The 20,069-nt window shown below is 65.3% G+C and carries 16 protein-coding genes; 8 read left to right on the top strand and 8 right to left on the bottom strand.

What is annotated here, in order from left to right; genetic code table 11:
- Positions 1 to 91 precede the first annotated feature (91 nt).
- Positions 92 to 3,487: a pyruvate carboxylase gene (locus ASF98_RS08405; protein WP_055800178.1), complete on the top strand. Its 3,396-nt coding sequence runs from the start codon at positions 92 to 94 to the stop codon at positions 3,485 to 3,487.
- 70 nt (positions 3,488 to 3,557) lie between these two features.
- Here the strand turns inward: ASF98_RS08405 and ASF98_RS08400 are convergent, their stop codons facing one another.
- Positions 3,558 to 5,396 (bottom strand): AMP-dependent synthetase/ligase, encoded by a 1,839-nt coding sequence (locus ASF98_RS08400; RefSeq protein ID WP_055800175.1) that lies wholly within the window; start codon positions 5,394 to 5,396, stop codon positions 3,558 to 3,560.
- Between the two features lie 214 nt (positions 5,397 to 5,610).
- Between ASF98_RS08400 and ASF98_RS08395 the strand changes: the two genes are divergently transcribed.
- The gene (locus ASF98_RS08395) at positions 5,611 to 6,702 is read left to right on the top strand and encodes an ROK family glucokinase (protein ID WP_156372335.1); all 1,092 of its coding nucleotides are present in this window, start codon (positions 5,611 to 5,613) and stop codon (positions 6,700 to 6,702) included.
- Positions 6,703 to 6,732: 30 nt separating this feature from the next.
- Here the strand turns inward: ASF98_RS08395 and ASF98_RS08390 are convergent, their stop codons facing one another.
- The 3 genes from ASF98_RS08390 to ASF98_RS08380 are packed head-to-tail and all read right to left on the bottom strand — an operon-like array spanning position 6,733 to position 8,866.
- Complete coding sequence (locus ASF98_RS08390; RefSeq protein ID WP_055800172.1) at positions 6,733 to 7,287, bottom strand: hypothetical protein; 555 nt, start codon at positions 7,285 to 7,287, stop codon at positions 6,733 to 6,735.
- Entirely contained in the window at positions 7,284 to 8,081 is a 798-nt protein-coding gene (locus tag ASF98_RS08385) for an alpha/beta hydrolase (protein ID WP_055800169.1), read from the bottom strand. The genes ASF98_RS08390 and ASF98_RS08385 overlap by 4 nt, the downstream gene beginning before the upstream one ends.
- On the bottom strand, positions 8,078 to 8,866 hold the full coding sequence (locus ASF98_RS08380) for an alpha/beta hydrolase (protein WP_055800165.1): 789 nt from the start codon (positions 8,864 to 8,866) through the stop codon (positions 8,078 to 8,080). The genes ASF98_RS08385 and ASF98_RS08380 overlap by 4 nt, the downstream gene beginning before the upstream one ends.
- 111 nt (positions 8,867 to 8,977) lie before the next feature.
- Between ASF98_RS08380 and ASF98_RS08375 the strand changes: the two genes are divergently transcribed.
- Both ASF98_RS08375 and ASF98_RS08370 read left to right on the top strand, forming a co-directional pair.
- On the top strand, positions 8,978 to 9,748 hold the full coding sequence (locus ASF98_RS08375; protein WP_055800162.1) for a lysophospholipid acyltransferase family protein: 771 nt from the start codon (positions 8,978 to 8,980) through the stop codon (positions 9,746 to 9,748).
- Between the two features lie 78 nt (positions 9,749 to 9,826).
- Positions 9,827 to 11,221 carry a class II 3-deoxy-7-phosphoheptulonate synthase gene (locus tag ASF98_RS08370; RefSeq protein WP_055800159.1) on the top strand — a complete coding sequence of 465 codons (1,395 nt, stop codon included), beginning with the start codon at positions 9,827 to 9,829 and terminating at the stop codon, positions 11,219 to 11,221.
- 95 nt (positions 11,222 to 11,316) lie between these two features.
- Here the strand turns inward: ASF98_RS08370 and ASF98_RS08365 are convergent, their stop codons facing one another.
- Together ASF98_RS08365 and ASF98_RS08360 are read right to left on the bottom strand one after the other, a co-directional pair.
- Complete coding sequence (locus ASF98_RS08365) at positions 11,317 to 13,452, bottom strand: Stk1 family PASTA domain-containing Ser/Thr kinase (protein ID WP_055800156.1); 2,136 nt, start codon at positions 13,450 to 13,452, stop codon at positions 11,317 to 11,319.
- 103 nt (positions 13,453 to 13,555) lie between these two features.
- On the bottom strand, positions 13,556 to 14,902 hold the full coding sequence (locus ASF98_RS08360) for a lytic transglycosylase domain-containing protein (protein ID WP_055800153.1): 1,347 nt from the start codon (positions 14,900 to 14,902) through the stop codon (positions 13,556 to 13,558).
- 243 nt (positions 14,903 to 15,145) lie between these two features.
- Between ASF98_RS08360 and ASF98_RS08355 the strand changes: the two genes are divergently transcribed.
- Positions 15,146 to 15,499: an Rv2175c family DNA-binding protein gene (locus ASF98_RS08355; protein WP_055800152.1), complete on the top strand. Its 354-nt coding sequence runs from the start codon at positions 15,146 to 15,148 to the stop codon at positions 15,497 to 15,499.
- Positions 15,500 to 15,567: 68 nt separating this feature from the next.
- On the opposite strand, the gene ASF98_RS08350 is transcribed toward ASF98_RS08355, so the two are convergent.
- Positions 15,568 to 16,662, bottom strand: coding sequence for a polyprenyl synthetase family protein (locus ASF98_RS08350; RefSeq protein ID WP_055800149.1), 1,095 nt, complete (start codon positions 16,660 to 16,662; stop codon positions 15,568 to 15,570).
- Positions 16,659 to 17,189 (bottom strand): hypothetical protein, encoded by a 531-nt coding sequence (locus ASF98_RS08345; RefSeq protein WP_055800146.1) that lies wholly within the window; start codon positions 17,187 to 17,189, stop codon positions 16,659 to 16,661. Before ASF98_RS08345 ends, ASF98_RS08350 begins: the two co-directional genes overlap by 4 nt.
- 140 nt (positions 17,190 to 17,329) lie before the next feature.
- Here ASF98_RS08345 and dinB point away from each other — a divergent pair, with 140 nt between their 5' ends.
- The 3 genes from dinB (at position 17,330) to mraZ (ending at position 19,925) form a co-directional block, all read left to right on the top strand.
- A complete protein-coding gene (dinB, locus tag ASF98_RS08340) occupies positions 17,330 to 18,490 on the top strand; it encodes a DNA polymerase IV (protein WP_156372340.1) in 1,161 nt (386 codons plus the stop codon).
- 259 nt (positions 18,491 to 18,749) lie between these two features.
- Positions 18,750 to 19,121, top strand: a complete 372-nt coding sequence (locus ASF98_RS08335) for a DUF3040 domain-containing protein (RefSeq protein WP_055800140.1) — start codon at positions 18,750 to 18,752, stop codon at positions 19,119 to 19,121.
- A gap of 375 nt (positions 19,122 to 19,496) precedes the next feature.
- On the top strand, positions 19,497 to 19,925 hold the full coding sequence (gene mraZ / locus ASF98_RS08330) for a division/cell wall cluster transcriptional repressor MraZ (RefSeq protein WP_028271726.1): 429 nt from the start codon (positions 19,497 to 19,499) through the stop codon (positions 19,923 to 19,925).
- Positions 19,926 to 20,069 lie beyond the last annotated feature (144 nt).

Raw genomic sequence — 20,069 nt, 5'->3', positions numbered from 1 at the left:
GTGATGGTCGACACAATGATTTGTGTTTCCCCGCGCCCGTCTTACACACTGTGACCACTTACCGATACACCCGCGATGATGCAGGAGAAGTATGTTTTCCAAGATTCTGGTGGCTAACCGCGGCGAAATCGCGATCCGCGCCTTCCGTGCCGGCTACGAGCTGGGTGCCAAGACTGTAGCTGTGTTCCCCAATGAGGACCGTAACTCCATCCACCGCCAGAAGGCTGATGAAGCGTACCTGATCGGCGAAGAGGGCCACCCCGTCCGGGCCTATCTCGATGTGGATGAAGTGGTTCGCGTGGCCAAGGAGGCCGGCGCCGACGCCATTTACCCCGGCTACGGCTTCCTTTCGGAGAACCCGCGCCTGGCCCGGGCGGCTAAAGAGGCCGGCATCACCTTTGTCGGCCCTCCGGCCGAGGTCCTTGAACTGGCAGGAAACAAGGTGGCTGCCCTTGAAGCCGCACGCGCCGCCGGTGTTCCCGTCCTCAAGTCGAGCCAGCCCTCCAAGGACCTGGATGAGCTGATCGCCGCCGCAGACGTCATCGGCTTCCCCATTTTCGCCAAGGCCGTGGCCGGCGGCGGAGGACGCGGCATGCGCCGCGTCGACACCCGTGAGGCTCTCCCGGAAGCGCTGCAGGCTGCCATGCGCGAGGCTGACGCCGCGTTCGGTGACCCCACCATGTTCCTCGAGCAGGCCGTTCTGCGCCCCCGCCACATCGAGGTGCAGATCCTGGCCGACGCCGAGGGTAACGTCATGCACCTCTTCGAACGCGATTGCTCCATCCAGCGCCGCCACCAGAAGGTCATCGAAATCGCGCCGGCCCCCAACCTGGATGAGGGCATCCGCCAGGCGCTCTACCGGGACGCCGTGAAGTTCGCCAAGGCGCTCAACTACGTCAACGCCGGCACGGTGGAATTCCTTGTGGACACCGTCGGCGAACGCGCAGGCCAGCACGTGTTCATCGAGATGAACCCGCGCATCCAGGTGGAGCACACGGTCACCGAGGAAGTCACCGATGTGGACCTGGTCCAGGCGCAGCTGCGCATCGCTTCGGGCGAGACGCTCGCCGACCTTGGCCTGTCGCAGGAAACCGTCCAGCTAAAGGGCGCCGCACTGCAGTGCCGCATCACCACCGAGGATCCGGCCAACGGATTCAGGCCCGACGTCGGAAAAATCACCGGTTACCGTTCCGCCGGCGGCGCCGGCGTACGGCTCGACGGCGGCACCGTCTACTCGGGTGCTGAAATCAGCCCGCACTTCGACTCCATGCTGGTCAAGCTGACCTGCCGCGGCCGCGACTACCCCGCCGCCGTCGCCCGTGCCCGGCGCGCCTTGGCGGAATTCCGCATCCGCGGCGTATCCACCAACATTTCCTTCCTCCAGGCCGTCCTGGACGATGCGGACTTCATAGCCGGCGATGTTGCCACCAACTTCATCGACCAGCGCCCGGAGCTGCTCAAGGCACGTGTCTCGGCGGACCGCGGCACCAAGCTGCTGACCTGGCTGGCAGAGGTCACCGTTAACAAGCCCAACGGCGAACTCAAGGTCCACTCCGACCCGGCGGCCAAGCTGCCCGCAGTCGGGGACACACCCGCTCCCGAAGGTTCGCGCCAGCGGCTCCTCGAGCTGGGGCCCGAGGGTTTCGCCAAGGCCCTGCGCGAGCAGCAGGCCGTCGCCGTCACCGATACCACTTTCCGGGACGCCCACCAGTCGCTGTTGGCCACCCGGGTCCGCACCCGCGACCTCGTGGCGGCCGGCCCCGCCGTGTCCGCGCTGCTTCCTGAATTGCTTTCCGTGGAGGCCTGGGGCGGTGCCACGTACGACGTCGCCCTGCGGTTCCTCGGCGAGGATCCCTGGGACCGGCTTGCCGCGCTGCGCAAGGCATTGCCCAACATCTGCCTGCAGATGCTGCTCCGCGGCCGCAACACCGTCGGCTACACGCCCTACCCCGAGGAAGTCACCGAGGCATTCGTCAACGAGGCCGCAGCAACCGGCATCGACATCTTCCGCATCTTCGATGCCCTCAACGACGTCAACCAGATGGCTCCGGCCATCCGTGCTGTCCGGGCCACCGGCACCGCCGTCGCTGAAGTTGCCCTCTGCTACACCGGCGACATGCTCGATCCCGACGAAAAGCTCTACACGCTGGATTACTACCTGGAGCTGGCGCAGAAGATCGTCGACGCCGGCGCCCACATCCTGGCCATCAAGGACATGGCAGGGCTCTTGCGTCCCGCGGCTGCTGCGAAGCTCGTGGCCGCCTTGCGTGAACGCTTTGACCTTCCGGTCCACCTGCACACCCACGACACCGCAGGCGGCCAGCTGGCTACGCTCCTGGCGGCAGTGGACGCCGGAGTGGACGCAGTGGACGTCGCTTCGGCTTCCCTTGCCGGCACCACCAGCCAGCCTTCGGCCTCCGCCCTGGTTGCCGCACTGGCCCATACCCCGCGCGACACAGGACTGGGTCTGGCTAAGGTGAGCTCGCTGGAACCCTACTGGGAGGCAGTGCGGCGCGTGTACGCTCCGTTCGAGTCGGGCCTACCGGGTCCCACCGGCCGTGTCTACCAGCACGAGATTCCGGGCGGACAGCTCTCCAACCTGCGGCAGCAGGCCATGGCCCTGGGCCTCGGCGAACGCTTCGAAGCCATCGAGGACATGTACACCGCGGCCGACCGCATCCTGGGCCGCCTTGTGAAGGTCACTCCGTCCTCGAAGGTGGTGGGCGACCTGGCCCTGCACCTCGTCGGCCTCAATGCCGATCCCGCGGACTTCAACGAAAACCCGCAGAGCTACGACATCCCCGATTCCGTCATCGGGTTCCTGTCCGGCGAACTTGGCGATCCTCCCGGAGGCTGGCCGGAGCCGTTCCGCACCAAGGCCCTCCAGGGCCGCAGCATCAAGGTGCGCGATGCCGAGCTCAGCGCCGAGGACAGCGCCGCCCTGAAGAGTGATTCCAAGACCCGCCAGCAGACCCTCAACCGTCTGCTCTTCGAGGGCCCCACCAAGGACTACCTGAAGAGCGTGGAGACGTACGGCAACCTGTCCGTCCTGGACACCCGCGACTACCTCTTCGGGCTCCAGCGCGGAGCGGAGCACGAGATCGAACTCGAGAAGGGCGTCCGCCTGATCGCCTCCCTCGAAGCCGTGTCGGAGCCGGACGAGAAGGGCATGCGCACCGTCATGTGCACGCTCAACGGCCAGTCCAGGCCCGTGGTGGTCCGCGACCGTTCCGTGGTCAGCAACGTCAAGGCAGCTGAAAAAGCGGATGCCAGCCAGCCGGGCCACGTCGCCGCACCGTTCGCCGGAGCCGTGACGCTCACGGTCAAGGTGGGCGACGCCGTGAATGCCGGCGACACCGTTGCCACCATCGAGGCCATGAAGATGGAGGCCTCCATCACGACGCCGGTGGCGGGCACCGTTGGACGCCTCGCAGTCGGCGCCGTGGAACAGGTCCAGGGCGGAGACCTGCTGCTCGTCGTCGAGTAACCCACGCACACAAAAAAGGGGCCTCCCGCCGGGAGGCCCCTTTTTTGTGTCTCGTTTTTTGTGTCTCGGGCTAATGCTGTCCGGACGGCTCGGCGCGGGCCGGGCGCGGGGCAGCGTACATTTCCCCGATGACCGATTCGAAGTCCTTCATCACCTGGGCCCGCTTGACCTTCATCGAAGGCGTCAGGTGGCCGGATGCCTCGGTGAAGTCGGACGGCACAATCCGGAACGACTTGATGGCTTCCGCCTGGGACACCGACTGGTTGGCGCGGGTGATGAGGTCCTGGACGGCCGCCTTGACCACGGGATGTTCCGCGGCTTCGGCGAGGGTGGTGGAGGCCGGCAGCCCGTGCCGATGCAGCCATCCCGGCAGGGCTTCCTCGTCGAGCGTCACCAGGGCGCCGATGAACGGCATGTTGTCGCCCACTACGAGCACCTGGGAAACGAGGGCGTCGGCCCTGATCTGGTCCTCCAGCAGGGCAGGGACTACGTTCTTTCCGCTGGCCGTCACGATGATTTCCTTCTTGCGGCCCGTGATGGTCAGGAAGCCGTCGGCATCCATTTGTCCGATGTCGCCGGTGCGGAACCAGCCGTCCACGAACGTGTCGGCCGCGAGGTCGTCGCGCTTGTAGTAGCCGCGCATCACGCAAACACCCTTGGCGAGGATCTCGCCGTCGTCGGCGATCTTCACCGCGTTCCCCGGCAGTGGAGCGCCCACGGTGCCGATCCTGATCAGCGACGGGGTGTTGACCGTGATGGGTGCGGTGGTCTCGGTCAGGCCGTAGCCTTCGAGGATCTGCATGCCGATGCCCTGGAAGAAGTGACCCAGGCGTTCGCCCAGGGGGCCGCCGCCGGAGACGGCGTGGGCAACCTGGCCGCCCATGGCCGCGCGCAGTTTGCTGTAGACGAGTTTGTCGAAGAGTGCGTGGCGGAGCTTGAGGCCCAGGCCGATGGAACCGGCCTGCCGTGCCCTCGAGTAGGCGATTGCGGTGTCGGATGCCTTGTGGAAGATGGCGCCTTTGCCGCCGTCCTCGGCCTTCGTCAGTGCGGAGTTGTAGACCTTTTCGAACACCCGCGGCACGGCCAGGATGAACGTGGGCTTGTAGCTCTGCAGGTCCGGCAGGAGGTGCTTGATGTCCGGGGTGTGCGCGACGGTGACGCCGGCGGCCACGGCGAGGACGGAAATGAACCGGGCGAACACATGGGCCAGGGGGAGGAACATAATGGTCCGTGCCTGCTCGTGGACGATGCCGGACAGCGACGTGGCCAGTGCGTTTTCGGACAATTCCACGAAGTTGCCGTGTGTCAGTTCGCAGCCCTTGGGCCTGCCGGTGGTGCCGGAGGTGTAGATGATCGTTGCGACGTCGGCGAGCGACGCCAGGCTCCGGCGGGCTTCCAGGTCCTCGTCGCTGACGGCAGTTCCTGCGGCGCGAAGTTCGTCCAGCCCGGCGCCCTCAAGCTGCCACACGTGGGCCAGCGACGAGAGTCCTTCCGAGGTGGCTGCCTGCCGGATGATGTCCTCGTGGTGCGAGGACTCGCCAAACGCGGCGACGGCACCCGAGTCGCCCAGGTTCCAGGCAACCTGGCTGGGGGAAGACGTTTCGTAGATGGGAACCGAGATGCCGCCCGCGAACCAGATGGCGAAGTCCACCAGCGCCCACTCGTACCGGGTGCGGGACATGATGCCCACGCGGTCGCCGGCCGCCACGCCGCTGGCCATGAGGCCCTTGGCGAGGACACGGACGTCGGCGACGAAATCAGTGGCAGCGATGTCCTGCCACTGCCCGGCGGCATCGAGCCGCGAATACAGGGACGGGTTCGAGGCCTTGGCGGCCTGCCGCAGCACCAGATCGGTAATGTTGGTTTCGGGGGGTACATTCACCAAGGGCGGAACACTGAATTCGCGCACGATAGCTCCTTTGTTATCCATAGACCCGCAGGGGGTACTGCTAACACTAGTACGCCCGTTGCGGAGGTGTGTCCTGTTTCACCTACTGGCGAGTAACTTTACGGTCAAGGGCTTGAAACCCGCCAATCTGCCCGCCGGGAGGCATGTCCTGAACTGTTTTACTCAGTTGCCGGCCACGCGGTAAAACACCGCCCGGGCAATAGAATGGGGAACCATGCACACACCAACGCCTGGCGACCCGCCCAGACCCTATCGACGGACGGCCTCCTGGCGGCGCAGGAAGCCCTCAGGGCAGGACGCGCTGGCCGCAAGCCAGGGATTTCGTGAGCATCTCCGGCTGGGGCGCAAGGGGCTGGCGATCGGCGTGGACATCGGCGGCACCAAGGTTGCCGCCGGCGTAGTTGATGCCGACGGCAGGATACTCAGCCAAGCCAGGCGCTCGACGCCCGGGAACGACCCCCGGGCAGTGGAACAGGTGATCGTGGAACTGGTCGAAGAGCTAAGCCGCGGCCACCGCATTTGGTCGGTGGGAATCGGCGCCGCCGGCTGGATGGACCTCGACGGCGGGACAGTGCTGTTCAGCCCCCACCTGGCCTGGCGCAACGAACCGCTGCGGGACAACCTCCAGCGCCTGCTGCGCCGGCCGGTCCTGCTGACCAACGACGCCGATGCCGCGGCCTGGGCCGAATGGCGCTTTGGTGCCGGGCAGGGACAAAACAGGCTCGTCTGCATCACCCTCGGCACCGGGATCGGCGGCGCCATGGTGATAGACGGCCGGGTGGAACGCGGACGCTTCGGCGTTGCCGGCGAATTCGGCCACCAGATCATCATGCCCGGCGGCCACCGGTGCGAGTGCGGAAACCGCGGCTGCTGGGAGCAGTATGCCTCCGGAAACGCCCTGGGCCGCGAGGCCCGCGAGCTGGCTGCCGCCAATTCACCCGTAGCGCAGGAACTCCTCAAGGCCGTGGACGGAGAGGTTGACCGGATCACCGGAGTCATCGTGACGGAGCTGGCCAAGGCGGGCGACCCTACGTCCAGGGAACTCCTGGAGGACGTCGGGGAGTGGCTGGGACTAGGGCTCGCCAACCTGGCTGCCGCGCTGGACCCCGGGAAGTTCGTGATCGGCGGAGGCCTCTGCGATGCCGGCGAGCTGCTGGTGGCGCCGGCACGCAAGGCCTTTGCCCGGAACCTGACCGGGCGCGGGTTCCGCCCGGCAGCGGAAATCGCACTGGCGGCGCTGGGCCCCAACGCCGGGCTGATCGGCGCCGCGGACCTGTCACGGGTCAGCAGCAGGATGCACGGCTAACCGGGAAATCGGCAGGCTAAGCCCGAGGCACTAAACCCGGGCGCCGTCGTCGTGCTCATCCTTTTCCTGCGGCAGCTGCATGATCAGGTAGATCACTGAGACGACGAATGCGGCGACGATTCCCAAAAGGGCCATCAGCGGCGCGGACCGCCAGAACATGGCGGCCAGCACCAGGGCGACGGGACCGCCCACGGCACCCAGCCAGGCGAGCATGGTCAGGGGATCCGTGCCGGCCAGGCTCGGCGGTTCCTCCGGTACGAACGGTTCGTCGTCGTCGGCGTCGTAATCCCGCGGCCCGCCGGTTGCCTCCGTGTCAGCTGTACCTGCGTGGTCCGCCCCCAGATGCGGTTGGCTGACGGCGGCCCGGCGTTCGGACGCCGAGGGTTCCGTCGGCGCGGCGCCGGACAGCCCCAGCGGATCGAAGTCGCGGAAGGGCCGCTTGGCTGGTTGGTTGCCATCCCCGGCATCAACGGTGCTGTCAGCAGCCGCAGTGTCGCTGCCCTCGAGCCGGGCCACCAGGTCGAGCCATACGGCGTCGTCCTGGTTCGCGCTCTGGTCAGAGGAATTGGAGTCGGATCGGGTCATCGGCCATGTCCTTCACGGCTAGCGGGGGACGAGTCCACGTTTCCCGGAACCACGGCGCGGATGAAGTCCGCGGTCCCGCTGAAAATCTCTTCGGCATCGTTGTCCAGTGTGGCCACGTGGTAGCTGTTGCCCAGGGCGCTCAGCTGAAGCGTGGCATGGGTGAGGCCGCGGCGCAGCGCCACGATGCTCGAATCCGACACTACGTGGTCCACCGTGGAACGGAACACCCGAACCGGTGCAGTGATGCGGGGCAGCAGCCGCCGCGTGTCCTTGAACAGCTTGTTCAGTTCGTGGGCAGCCGCCACCGGTGTCCGCGGGTAGGCGCCCTCGTCCGTGTCAGGCTTGAGGATGTCGTTCGCGATGGCGGGCGTGCTTTTCATGACCAGCTTCAGGACGCCGGCCAGCGGCGCCCGGGGATCGTCAATGACCAGGCCGGGATTGACCACGATGGCACCCGCCACCGGACGCTGCGCCGCCACCCTCAGAGCGAGTGCCCCTCCCATGGACAGGCCCGCCGTGAACACGTGGTCGCATTCGGCCTCAAGCTCCAGGTAGGCGGAGTCGTAGGCGGAATACCACTGCTGCCAGCGGGTCCTGGCAAGTTCCTGCCAGCTGGTCCCGTGCCCCGGCAGAAGCGGCATCCGTACGGCAAAGCCGGCGTCGGCCAGGGACTGGGCCCAGGCCCGCACACCGTGCGGGCTTCCGGTGAAGCCGTGGGATACGGCAACGCCGATCGACGGGCCGTCTCCGGTAAAGGGGGAGCTCAGGGGGCTGTGGTCGGCGGCGATGCTCATGATGTCTCCGAGGGTACGTGGTGCTGCGCGTGCTCATGGAAGAAAGCGGACGAATTCTGGAAGATCACGGGGGCATCGTTGTCCAGGGTGGCCACGTGGCCGCTATGGGGCAAAGGCACCACGAGAAGCGTGGCCGATCCCAGACGCCGCCTGATCAGCTCAAGGGACGATGGCGGCACAACGTCGTCGGTGTCCGATTTGAAAACCAGGACCGGCGCCGTCACCCGGGGCAGTCCGCGGCGGGCGGCGGCAAACAGCTTTTTCAGCTGGTGGACGGCGGCCAGGGGCGTCTGCGAATAGTCGCCGTCCTCGGTGGTGGCCGCGGTGGGGTTGGCCTCCACAATCGGCAGTGTGGTCCGTTGGAAGTACTTCAGGATGCCGATGATCCGGACTCTTCGGTCGTAGAAGCTGAGCCCGGGATTGACCACGGCCACGCCGGCAACGCGATGACGGGACGCCGTGCGCAGGGCGACGGCGCCGCCCATGGACAGTCCGGCGACGTAGCAGGTGTCAGTCCGGCCGGCGAGCTCAAGGTAGGCGGCTTCGAAGGCGCCGGCCCAGTCCCGCCAGCCCGAGCGGGCCAGCTCGCGCCAGTCAGTCCCGTGGCCGGGCAGGAGCGGGACGGAGACGGCGAACCCCTGCTCGGCCAGGTGCAGGGCCCACGGCATGACGCTGAGGGGACTTCCCGTGAAGCCGTGGCAAATGGCGACGCCGATCCGGGCATTGCTTCCGTGGCCGGGGTAGCTGAAAGCGGCAGGCACAGTCGGTTTGCTGCTTTCTCTCATGTGCCCATCGTGTCACCATTCACTACAAATCTCACTAGAGTAGGGTTGCATTGAAGTCCTGGCCGGGCCCGACGAAGGGGCGGCGAGACGCCTTCCGGAGAGGTACACCACGTGTTTTATTGGTTCATGAAGACGTTCGTCCTGGGACCGGTGCTGAAGCTCCTGTTCCGGCCCTGGGTCAAGGGGCTGGACAACGTCCCGGCCGAAGGCGCAGCCATCCTGGCTTCCAACCATCTGTCGTTTTCCGACTCCATCTTTATGCCGCTGATGGTTCCGCGTCCCGTGGTGTTCCTGGCGAAGTCGGAATACTTCACCGGTACAGGCCTCAAGGGCAGGCTGACTGCACTCTTCTTCCGGTTGACCAACCAGCTGCCCATGGACCGTTCGGGGGGAGCGGCGTCGGCAGCTTCGCTCAACGCCGGAATGGACGTCCTCTCGCACGGTTCTCTGCTGGGCATTTATCCCGAGGGAACCCGCAGCCCGGATTCACGGCTGTACCGCGGCAAAGTCGGTGTGGCAAAACTTGCCCTGCAGGCCAGGGTTCCCGTAATTCCCGTCGCCATGATCGGCACGGACAAGGTCCAGCCGATCGGTAAGCGGATGCCGAACATCAGGCGCATCGGCATGATCTTCGGCGAACCACTGGACTTCAGCCGCTACTACGGCATGGAGGAGGACCGCCTGATCCAGCGTTCCGTGACCGACGAAATCATGTACGAACTCATGCGCCTGTCCGGGCAGGAGTATGTGGACGAATACGCGGCAGTGGTCAAACTGCGGCTGGCGGGAAAACCTGCGGACGGCCCTGACGGCCCTGACGGCACGAACGGCTCAAACGGCTCCGGCGGCGGCACCGGTCCCGCGGAACCCGACAAAGCGTGACGCCGGTTCTGTGACGGCGGATCGGGTCGAATGACGGTTGCGGTGCGGAAACCCCGATCCGGGAACTAGTCTTGTAGTGTGACTGAGCTATCTGCAAAACCTGCCTCCCTGCTGACCAGTACCGCCCAGAGCGGCGCCGCCAACTATCCGGGACTGGACCACTGGCGGGACCTGCCGGTTTCCCAGCAGCCCAGCTGGCAAAACAAAGAGGTCTTTGACGCATCCGTGAAGGAACTTTCCGTCCTTCCGCCGCTCGTCTTCGCGGGCGAAGTGGACATCCTCCGCGAACGGCTGGCCGCTGCCGCGCAGGGCAAGGCGTTCCTGCTCCAGGGCGGGGACTGCGCCGAAACATTCGAGGCCGCCACGGCGGACAAGATCAGCGCAAGGGTCAAAACCATCCTGCAGATGGCGGTCGTCCTCACCTATGGCGCGGCCATGCCCGTCATCAAAATGGGCCGGATGGCCGGACAGTTCGCCAAGCCGCGATCCTCCAACGATGAAACGCGCGACGGCGTCACCCTCCCGGCGTACCGGGGCGACATTGTCAACGGCTACGATTTCACGCCGGAATCCCGGGGCCACGATGCCGGCCGGATGCTGAAGGCCTACCACACGTCGGCTTCCACGCTGAACCTCATCCGGGCATTCACGCAGGGCGGCTTCGCTGACCTGCGCCTGGTCCACCACTGGAACAAGGGCTTCACAGAGAACCCGGCCCACGCCCGCTACGAGTCGCTGGCACGCGACATTGACCGGGCCATCAAGTTCATGGCTTCCTGCGGCGCGGACTTCGAGGCCCTGAAACGGGTCGAATTCTTCGCGAGCCACGAGGCGCTGCTGCTCGACTACGAGCGCGCACTGACCCGCATCGATTCCCGCACCGGACTTCCGTACGACACGTCCGCCCATTTCCTCTGGATCGGCGAACGCACCCGCGAACTGGACCACGCCCACGTCGATTTCCTGTCCCGGGTCCGGAACCCGATCGGCGTCAAGCTGGGGCCTAAGACCTCCGGCGACGACGCCCTGCGGCTCATCGACAAGCTGGATCCGGACCGCGAACCCGGCAGGCTGACCTTCATCACCCGGATGGGCGCTGGCAACATCCGCGAGAAGCTGCCCGCCATGGTTGAGAAGGTCACGGCGTCCGGCGCGCAGGTCCTCTGGGTCACCGATCCCATGCACGGGAACACGGTCACGTCGCCCAACGGCTACAAGACGAGGAACTTCGACGACGTCATCGACGAAGTGCGCGGCTTCTTCGAAGTCCACCACTCGCTGGGCACCATTCCGGGCGGCCTGCACGTTGAGATGACCGGTGACGACGTCGCGGAGTGCCTCGGCGGTGCCGACCCGATCGACCAGGAAGCTTTCCTGGACCGCTATGAATCGGTCTGCGACCCGCGCCTGAACCACATGCAGTCCCTGGAGATGGCCTTCCTCGTCGCAGGAGCCCTTTCCAAGCGCCCCTGACCCCGGTTCGACGCGCTGATCCGACGCACTGATGGACCACAAAGCTCCGCCCGGCTGGAACCAGCCGGGCGGAGCTTTTTTGCTTAGGGTTCCGGTCAGACGACGGTGAGGGTGACGAGAGAACCTTCGGGCACCTGCGTGTCCACCGGATCCTGGTCGCGTACCGTTCCAAAGAAGCCGCCCAGGATGTTGTTTACCCGGACCTCGAAGCCGAGCTTTTCCAGCGCCTTGCGGGCATCATTGGCTTGCTTGCCGATGTAGCTCGGCACATCCACGAGTTTGGGTCCCTTGGACACCGTAAGGGTGACCGTGTCGCCACGGGTCAGGGTGCCGGAGGACGGGTCCTGGGCCACGACGGCGCCCTTGGGGACCTTCTTGTCGTTGACTGTTCCGGGGGAGATTGCGGCCTTGAGCCCCGCGGCTTCGAGCGCCTTGACCGCTGCGCCCTGTTCCTGCCCGCGCACGTCCGGAACGGGAATGGGCTCCGGCCCCTTCGAGACAGTGAGGCTGACGGGCGTGCCGCGTCGGGCGGGGGTTCCCGCCGCCGGATCCTGGGCGAGGACGGTTCCGGCCGGCTCGGTTTCGCTGTAGGTCTCCGTGACAGTGCCCAAGGCCATCTCGGCCCCGTTGAGTTGGGTCTTAGCTTCATGCAATGACTTGCCGCTCATTCCGGGCAGCGGAAAGAGTTGCGGGCCCTTGGACACGAAAAGCGACACCAACTGGAACTTGCGGATTTCCCGCCCTGCCTCAGGTTCGGTGCCGACGACGAGCCCGGCCCGAATATCGTCGTCGAAGACATCCTTCGTGGTGGACTGGAATCCAGCAGTGCCAAGCAGCTGCTGGGCCTCGGCCACGGTCTTGTTCGATACCCGCGGAATGGTTCCGGGGGAGCCGGGTCCCATGCCGAAGAACCAGCCGGCGCCCGTTGCGAGCAATGCAGCGATGACCAGGATGATGATCCAGAGGACGCCGCGACGCCGCGGGTTACCTTCGCGAAGGGACCGGACCGGAGTTGACGCTGCCTTCGACTGTGCCTTGGCGGCATCGCGGTCCTGCTTGCGCTGCGCCCGCTTACTCAGGGGAGCGGTGTCGTCCGGTCCGTCCCCGCCTGCCTCCCCGAAGTCGGATTCCGCGTCCGGCGGGGCCGCCAGGGCGCCGAACTGGCCCGTGCGCCCGGCCGAAGCCGACAGTACCGTGGTGGGATTGCTTTGGCGGGTGATGATTTCCGTTGGATGCTGCCCGGCGGACAGGACCTCCGTATGGTCCTGGCGCTCCGGGGGCCGGACCGCGGCGGGTCGACCGGAGGGCGGGTAGGCGGGCGGGCGCAGCCCGGCCGGAGAATGGGCGACGGCGGCGATCGCCGCCGGCGGCTGAAGATCCAGTTCCGCGTCGGTCAGGTTGGTCCGGATGTGCCTGAGCTCCGACAGCAGCGCATTGCCGTCCACCGGACGCTGTTCAGGGTCGCGTGCCGTGCACCACTGCACCAGCTCGTCCACTTCGGCAGCCAGCCCCGGCACGGCAGCCGAGGGGGCCTGGACGGAGGAGTTCACGTGCTGATAGGCCACCTGGATGGGGACTTCGCCGTCGAACGGCTGCTTGCCGGTGATCATTTCGTACAGCATGATGCCCACCGAGTAGATGTCGCTGCGGGCGTCCGCCTGCCTGCCGAGCACGAGCTCCGGGGACAGGTAGGCCACAGTGCCGATCAGCGCGCCGGTGCTCGTTGACGTGGTGACGGCCCGGGCCAGTCCGAAGTCGCCTACCTTGATTCGGCCGTCGTCGGCGATCAGGACGTTTTCGGGCTTGATGTCCCGGTGGATCAGCCCTGCGGCGTGCGCCGCTCCCAGGCCTTCCACTACGGGGTCGATCAACGCCAGGGCTAGCCGCGGAGACAATGCACCCTTCTCCTTGATGACGTCCCGGAGAGTGTGGCCCTTGATGTACTCCATGACCAGGTAGGCCGTGTGGCCGTCGCTGCCCTGGTCCAGGACGCCCACCACATGGGCGTGGGACAGCTTGGCCGCGGCTTTTGCCTCCCGGCCCAGCCTGTCCAGGAAGTTTCCGTCATTGACGAGGTGCGGATGGAGGACCTTGAGTGCGACGTCGCGTTCCAGACGCTGGTCCGTGGCCAGGTAGACGGTGGACATTCCGCCGCGCGCCACCCTGGACTGAACCCGGTAACGGTTATCCACCAGGGTTCCAACGAGGGAGTCCGACACTTTTTCCTGCACCCTACGATCCTAAGTGCTACACGGAAACGGGCCCGAATCGACATGCAATCCGGACCCGTATCGTTACCCTCGCGGCACTTGCCTTTGCGGTGCCGTTATGGTTCTAGCTGAAGTTCTTCTGGTGCGCCTTGATCGCTGCAACGTAGGCCTTGGTGTCGTCGAACATGCCGTTCTTGCTGACGGAGTACTGGCCCTGGTAGTAGCCGGCGATGGCGTGGTCCAGGTCCTTGCTCGTGCGGATCAGCTGGCGGATTATGGCTACGCCTGCCGTTGCGTTGTCATAGGGATCGAGCAGGTTCAGCTTGCGGCCCACAAGGTCGGAGGCCCATTCGCCCGACGTCGGGATGACCTGCATCGTGCCGATGGCGTTGGCCGGCGAGACCGCGCGCTGGTTGAAGCCGGACTCCTGGTAGGCGAAGGCGAGGGCAAGGGAGGGATCCACCCCCATCCGACGTGCCGTATCAGCGACGATCGACTTCATCTGTTCCCGGGTGGGAACGGGAGAGGCGTTGAGCAGGGCCTTGTTCTGGTTGGCGGACGAGACCACGGCGTCGGGGTAGGTAAAACCGAGGAATGAGCTCGGCACCAGGGGAGTGACGCTCGCAGCCGGCTGGATGGAGGCGCCGGGGATGACCAGCTTGTTGCCCGGGTAGATAACGCTGGACATGGTCAGCTTGTTCGCCGACAGGATGTCTGAGAGCTTGACGCCGTGCTTTGCGGCGATGGCGGACAACGTGTCCCCGGACTTCACCGTGTAAGAGCCGGAGCTGGGGGCGGGAGCCGGAGCAGGGGCCGGCGTGGCCGCGGGAGCCGGAGCCGGGGCGGAGGACTGGCCGCCGCCGATCTTGATCTTCTGGCCCGGGTAAATGATGGAATTCATGTTGAGGCCGTTCCAGCTCAACACCTCGGACAGCTTCACGCCGTGGCGTGCGGCGATGGCTCCCAGGGTGTCACCGGACTTTACGGTGTAGACACTGCCGCCGGAAGTGGCGGGCGCAGGAGCCTCGGGCTTCGCTGCGGGGGCGGAAGGGGCCGGCGCGGACCCGGTCAGTTTGATCTTCTGTCCCGGGTAAATGATGGTGTTGGGCTGCAGGTTGTTCAGCTTCAGGATGGCATTGGTATCGAGGCCGAAGCGGCCGGCAATGCCGCTGATGGTGTCACCACGCGCAATGGTGTACTCGGCCGGAGCGGAAGGCTGGGCGGGCCGAAGGGAGGCGGGAATGGACGTGGAGACCGATGCCGCGGGAATGACACCCGACTTGAGCGCGGCTTCCTGGGCCTGCATGGCGGCCGCCAGGGTGGCAGGAACAGCCCGCGGACGAGATTCCGCCGCCGCCGGCTGGGCGATGGCGAGCGAGGACAGGACGACGGCCGGGAGAGCGGCCGTGGTCGCCGCAATCATAGGCAGGCTCGGCCTGGGGTGCTGCTTTGGCGATCGGGGCGTCGTCATGGGAATGATCCTCTTCTCAGCGGCGAATGCTGTCGGTCAGGCCGTTGTTACGAATGGTACTAGTGTTACTAAAGTTAGCGTTGATGCAAATGTGATCTATGTGAATCTCTCACGAATTGCTGATTAGCACAAGAAATGTATGGCATCTCTTATATGCCTTTTTTCGGAGTGTCGATTTACGCCATCGGCCCGCCTCATTGGGCTGACTAGGCGCAACAGTGCACCGCGTGGCAATCTTGATCCGTGAGTACTGTAGAAAGCCTTGTAGGCGAATGGCTGCCCCTGCCCGACGTTGCAGAAATGATGAACGTTTCCATTACTAAGGTCCACGGTTTGCTGGACGAAAAAGCACTGGTGGCGCTGAGGGTCGGTGAACGTCGCATCAGGTCGGTGCCCGCCGGCTTTATGCAGGACGGCCATCCGGTCGAGAGCCTTAAGGGGACCATCGTGGTCCTGTCGGATGCAGGGTATTCCGACGAGGAACTCATCACGTGGCTTTTCACGCCGGATGAATCACTGCGGGGCCGCCCTATTGACGCATTGCGTGAAGGCCGGAAGACCGAGATCCGCCGCAGGGCACAGTCCCTCGCCTGGTAGTCCTCACCCGGTAGCACTGCCCGGTAGCACCGCGCGGTTATTCCAAGCGCGGTGGCCGCGCCCCCAAGTCAGGAGGCGCGGCTGACGGTTGCCTCGGCGAGTTTCCGCAGGGCCGTCTTTGGCAGGTCTTCCAGTGGAAGCATGTCCAGTTCACTAAAGGCGGCGCGGCCGAATTCCTCAATCAGGACTTCGGTGGCCTGGAGCGCACCGCAGTCCACGATGATGCGGCGTATCTCCTCCACATCATCGTCGGACAGGTCCGGGCTTCCGAGCTTTGCGTCGAGGAAGCGTGATTCCTCCGGCGACGCCTGGTCGAGGGCGAAGGCAACCAGGACCGTCCTCTTCCCCTCCCTGAGGTCATCGCCCGCCGGCTTCCCTGTGGTCACGGGATCGCCGAACACTCCCAGCACGTCGTCCCGGAGCTGGAAGGCTTCGCCCAGCGGCAGCGCGAACGCTGAGTAGCCGCGGAGCAGTTCATCGGAAGCGCCGGCCAGAGCGCCGCCGAGCGCGAGCGGGTGCTCCGTGGAATACTTCGCCGACTTGAACCGGATTATTGACTGGGCCCGGCTGACCGCGCCGGCCCGGTCGCGCATGGGACCTGCGACTTCTTCCAGGATGTCCAGGTACTGCCCGGCCATCACTTCGGCCCTCATCAGGTTGAAGATCAGCCGGGCCTGGCTCCCCGATGCTGCCGCCTGGCCGATGTCCGTGAACGTTTCCTCGCTGAACGAGAGGCAGAGGTCGCCGGTCAGGATGGCTGCGGCATGGCCGAAGCGCTCGCTGTCCAGGGCCCAGCCCTGGTCTTCATGCAGCTGGCTGAAGCGGCGGTGGACGCTGGGTCCTCCGCGCCGAGTATCCGAGCGGTCGATGATGTCATCGTGAATCAGCGCCGCCGCCTGGAAGAGCTCCAGTGCCGATCCGGCAGTGACCACCTCGGTGGCAGCCGCATCCCCGCCTGCTCCGCGCCACCCCCAGTAGCACATCAGCGCACGCAGCCGCTTGCCGCCGGTGACCAGATTGGAAATGGACCCCATCAGGGGGTCGATGTCCTGGGAAATGGCGGACATCACGGACTGGCGGGTCGCCAGAAAATCATTGAGCTTGCCGGCGACAGCGGCTACGTAGGCCGTCTGCTCCAGGCGCAGCTGCTCCGCGACCGTCACTTCGCGGACTCGGCTGCGACGTTGGCGCCGATGGTGAACGTGGAGATCCCGCCGGTTTCCACCACGGCGATGTTCACGGTTTCGTTGTCACCGCGGAGGAAATCCTTGGACGCGACCGCGCCCACGTTCTCGCCGGGCACTGCTTTGAAGCCCTGGGCCTCCAGCTCTTTGGTGTAGAAAGCCACGACGGCGGCAGCCGGCGAGGTGATGTTTCCCACCAAAGCCGCTGTTGCCGGAGTGGTCGTCTTGTCGAAGCTGCTGGACACGACCTTTGCCCCCGGCATCACGGGCAGCAGTTTCTCGGGGAAGCCGGCCACCAGCGCGCCGACGGCGGCGGTGGTTCCGGGCGAGGCTGTGGGACTCGCGGGGGCCGTGGTGGATGCCTGTCCGGTGACGGAAGCTGAAGCGCTGGCAGTCCCGGTGGCCGTAGCGCCGGGATTGGCCGGGGTGCACGCCGCCAGGGCCAGCACCACGCCGGCCACAATCACGGCGCAGCCCGCAGGCTTGAGCTTTCCAATTACCTTCACAGGGACATTCCTCCTGGTGTTGACGCCGGATGCAGCCTCCAGTTTAGTCAGTACCACGGCATAGGATTGAAGACGTGGGGTCGGAACAGGATAAACAGCAGCTCGAAGCGACCCTCCGGGAGCTCCGGCGAAGCAGCATCATGCATGTGGACATGGACGCTTTTTTCGTCTCCGTTGAGCTCCGGACCCGGCCGGAACTTCGCGGCAAACCCGTGATAGTGGGTTACCCGGCGGAGCGTTCGGTGGTGCTGTCAGCGTCCTATGAGGCCCGGAAATTCGGGGTCAAGTCCGCGATGCCCATGGCAATGGCGGCGCGCATGTGCCCCTCGGCAGTCATTATCGAGCCACGGCACAAGCTCTACTACGAGGTGTCCGCCCAGCTCATGGCCATCTTCGGCTCGATCACGGAGTTGGTGGAGCCGCTGAGCGTCGACGAGGCCTTCCTTGACGTCGGCGGAGCAATCCGGAGGCTGGGTAGTCCGCGCGAGATCGGCGGGATCATCCGTCGGCGCGTGCACGAGGAACTCGGCATCACGGCGTCCGTCGGCATTGCGGCCAGCAAATTTGTGGCCAAGATAGCCTCTACCCGCTGTAAGCCGGACGGGCTCCTGCTGATCGGGCCGGATGAAACGGTTGCCTACCTGCACAGCCTTCCGGTCAACGCACTGTGGGGCGTCGGGGCGAAGACGGGCGAGGTGCTGGCCCGCATGGGAATCCGGACCGTGGCCGATGTCGCCGCAACGCCGCCGTCAGCACTAAAGAAGCTGCTTGGGGTGTCAGGGGAGCACGTCTACCGGCTGTCGTGGGGGATTGATCCCCGTCCCGTAACTCCGGTCCGACTCGAGAAGAGCATCGGCGCCGAGGAAACGTTCGCCGTGGATACAGCCGACGACGCTCTCCTGCACCGTGAATTGCTGCGCCTGTCGCACCGGACCGCCGAGCGGCTCCGAAGCACGGGGATGGTGGCGAGGACCATCTCCCTCAAGCTCCGCTACACCGATTTCTCCACCATCACGCGCAGCCGGACGGTGCACGCTCCGGTAGACAGTGCACAGCTGATCTACGCCGTGGCCGTTCAGCTCCTCGAATCGCTCGGTCCGCGGGCCATGACGGTACGCCTCGTCGGTGTCAGGGCTGAGCAGCTTGAAGATGCTGCCCAGACTTCGCTGCAGCTGAGCTTTGACCGCCGCGACGACAACTGGCGGGCTGCGGAACAGGCCCTGGACAAGGTGGCGGCTAAGTTCGGCTCGAAATCCGTGCTTCCGGCCCGCCTGATGGACCCGCACACGCCCGGAGGGTGACCCGTCCCGCCGCGCTGGGAGTGTCTTTCAGAACAGGGCGCAACAAACTATCCTTAGATATACATAGATTTCGAACGTCTGGACATACCTAAGAAGTAAGCCCTGAACAGCCTGCTGAATCGGTCCGCCGTCCGAATGCGTGGAACCCGGCCTTTCGTTGTACGGTGGCCGGGAACCTCCTGCGCACGCCGGACGTTAGTGGATTGACAACACGGGGGCCAGAGCAGGTCCCGACGTTGGCCGACTTAAGGAGGTCGTGATGCCGCTCTCGGAGCACGAACAGAAGTTGCTCGAGCAGCTGGAGAAGCAGCTGCACGAGGACGATCCGAAGTTTGCCAATTCAATGGGATCGGATCCGGGCCGTAACTGGTCCACGCGCCACATCGTGATCGGCGTGCTGGCCACACTGGCCGGCGTCCTCCTCCTGCTGGTGGGCGTATCACTTCAGAGCATTTTTGTTGGTGTCCTCGGATTTATCGTGATGGGAGCCGGAGTCTATTTCGCAACGATGCGCAGTTCCGCCGCCGGCAAAGCGAAATCGACCGGTGGCAAGAAAGCCGGCAAGGGGCGCAGTTCGTTCATGAGCGGCCTTGAAGAACGCTGGGACGAACGACGCCGGGGCGAGCAGTAGTAGCTCGACCGCGACCTCGACCGCGACAGCGTAAGCTAACGCTCCACTTCGCACCACCTGCCCCTGGCAGACCTGCAGAAAGACCCGCCCCGGTGGGTCTTTTGCATTTAACGGCCTGCAATCGTGGGCGCGATGCCGTCCCGTCCGCACCTTCCGCCGTCGTGCGGTCCCTCGCGGCCCTTTAGCCGCCGTTATCCCTCCACTTTCCACCACCCGCCCGAAACCCCGGATTTGCGGGATTGGATTTGTCCAAACCCGGGACGAATCTTCCGTGTCGCGTTGACTGTGGAGCGATGTGGAGTAAAGTGGAGCAGGTAAGAGGGTAGTGGCAGCACAGGGGACGTGCAGCTCCTGACGACAGACAGGCGGGTGGCCATGTTTCTTGGCACTCACTCGCCGCGTTTGGACGAAAAGGGGCGGATCATCCTCCCAGCGAAGTTCCGTGAGGAACTTGCCAGCGGACTGGTTCTCACAAGGGGCCAGGAGCGCTGCATCTACGTCTTCAGTGAGCGGGAATTCGAACGGATTCACGAGCAAATGCGGGAGGCGCCCATCTCCTCCAAGCAGACTCGTGACTACATCCGGGTTTTCCTCTCTGGAGCCTCGGACGAGGTACCTGACAAGCAGGGGCGCGTGACTATTCCTCCCGCACTCCGGGCATATGCAGGTCTTGGCAGGGAGCTCGCCGTTATCGGCGCCGGTTCCCGAGCGGAGATCTGGGATGCCCAGGCCTGGAACGAGTACCTGGCAGAGAAGGAAACCTCCTTCTCTGAAACCGACGACGCCATCCCGGGAATCTTCTGAGGCCCGGAAACGACGACGGCAGCGTTTCTTGAACGAGATCTCCAGCCGCCCATCCGAACGTTGTCCTGGCTCACTTCCCCGGAGCCAGGCGGACGTTGGGTTAGGCGCGGATGGGGATCTGGCTTAAGAAGCGCACCGAGGACC

This window comes from Arthrobacter sp. Leaf337, assembly GCF_001423745.1.
GTDB lineage: Bacteria > Actinomycetota > Actinomycetes > Actinomycetales > Micrococcaceae > Arthrobacter.
Note: the sequence above shows the minus strand (reverse complement) of the source record. Positions and strands in the feature narration are given on the sequence as shown.

Bases quoted from the DNA above. Each gene is read 5' to 3' on its own strand.
- ASF98_RS08405 (WP_055800178.1), top strand. From the start codon at position 92: ATGTTTTCCAAGATTCTGGTGGCTAACCGCGGCGAAATCGCGATCCGC.
- ASF98_RS08395 (WP_156372335.1), top strand. From the start codon at position 5,611: ATGCACACACCAACGCCTGGCGACCCGCCCAGACCCTATCGACGGACG.
- ASF98_RS08390 (WP_055800172.1), bottom strand. From the start codon at position 7,287: ATGACCCGATCCGACTCCAATTCCTCTGACCAGAGCGCGAACCAGGAC.
- ASF98_RS08385 (WP_055800169.1), bottom strand. From the start codon at position 8,081: ATGAGCATCGCCGCCGACCACAGCCCCCTGAGCTCCCCCTTTACCGGA.
- ASF98_RS08380 (WP_055800165.1), bottom strand. From the start codon at position 8,866: ATGAGAGAAAGCAGCAAACCGACTGTGCCTGCCGCTTTCAGCTACCCC.
- ASF98_RS08360 (WP_055800153.1), bottom strand. From the start codon at position 14,902: ATGACGACGCCCCGATCGCCAAAGCAGCACCCCAGGCCGAGCCTGCCT.
- dinB (WP_156372340.1), top strand. From the start codon at position 17,330: ATGCATGTGGACATGGACGCTTTTTTCGTCTCCGTTGAGCTCCGGACC.
- ASF98_RS08335 (WP_055800140.1), top strand. From the start codon at position 18,750: ATGCCGCTCTCGGAGCACGAACAGAAGTTGCTCGAGCAGCTGGAGAAG.
- mraZ (WP_028271726.1), top strand. From the start codon at position 19,497: ATGTTTCTTGGCACTCACTCGCCGCGTTTGGACGAAAAGGGGCGGATC.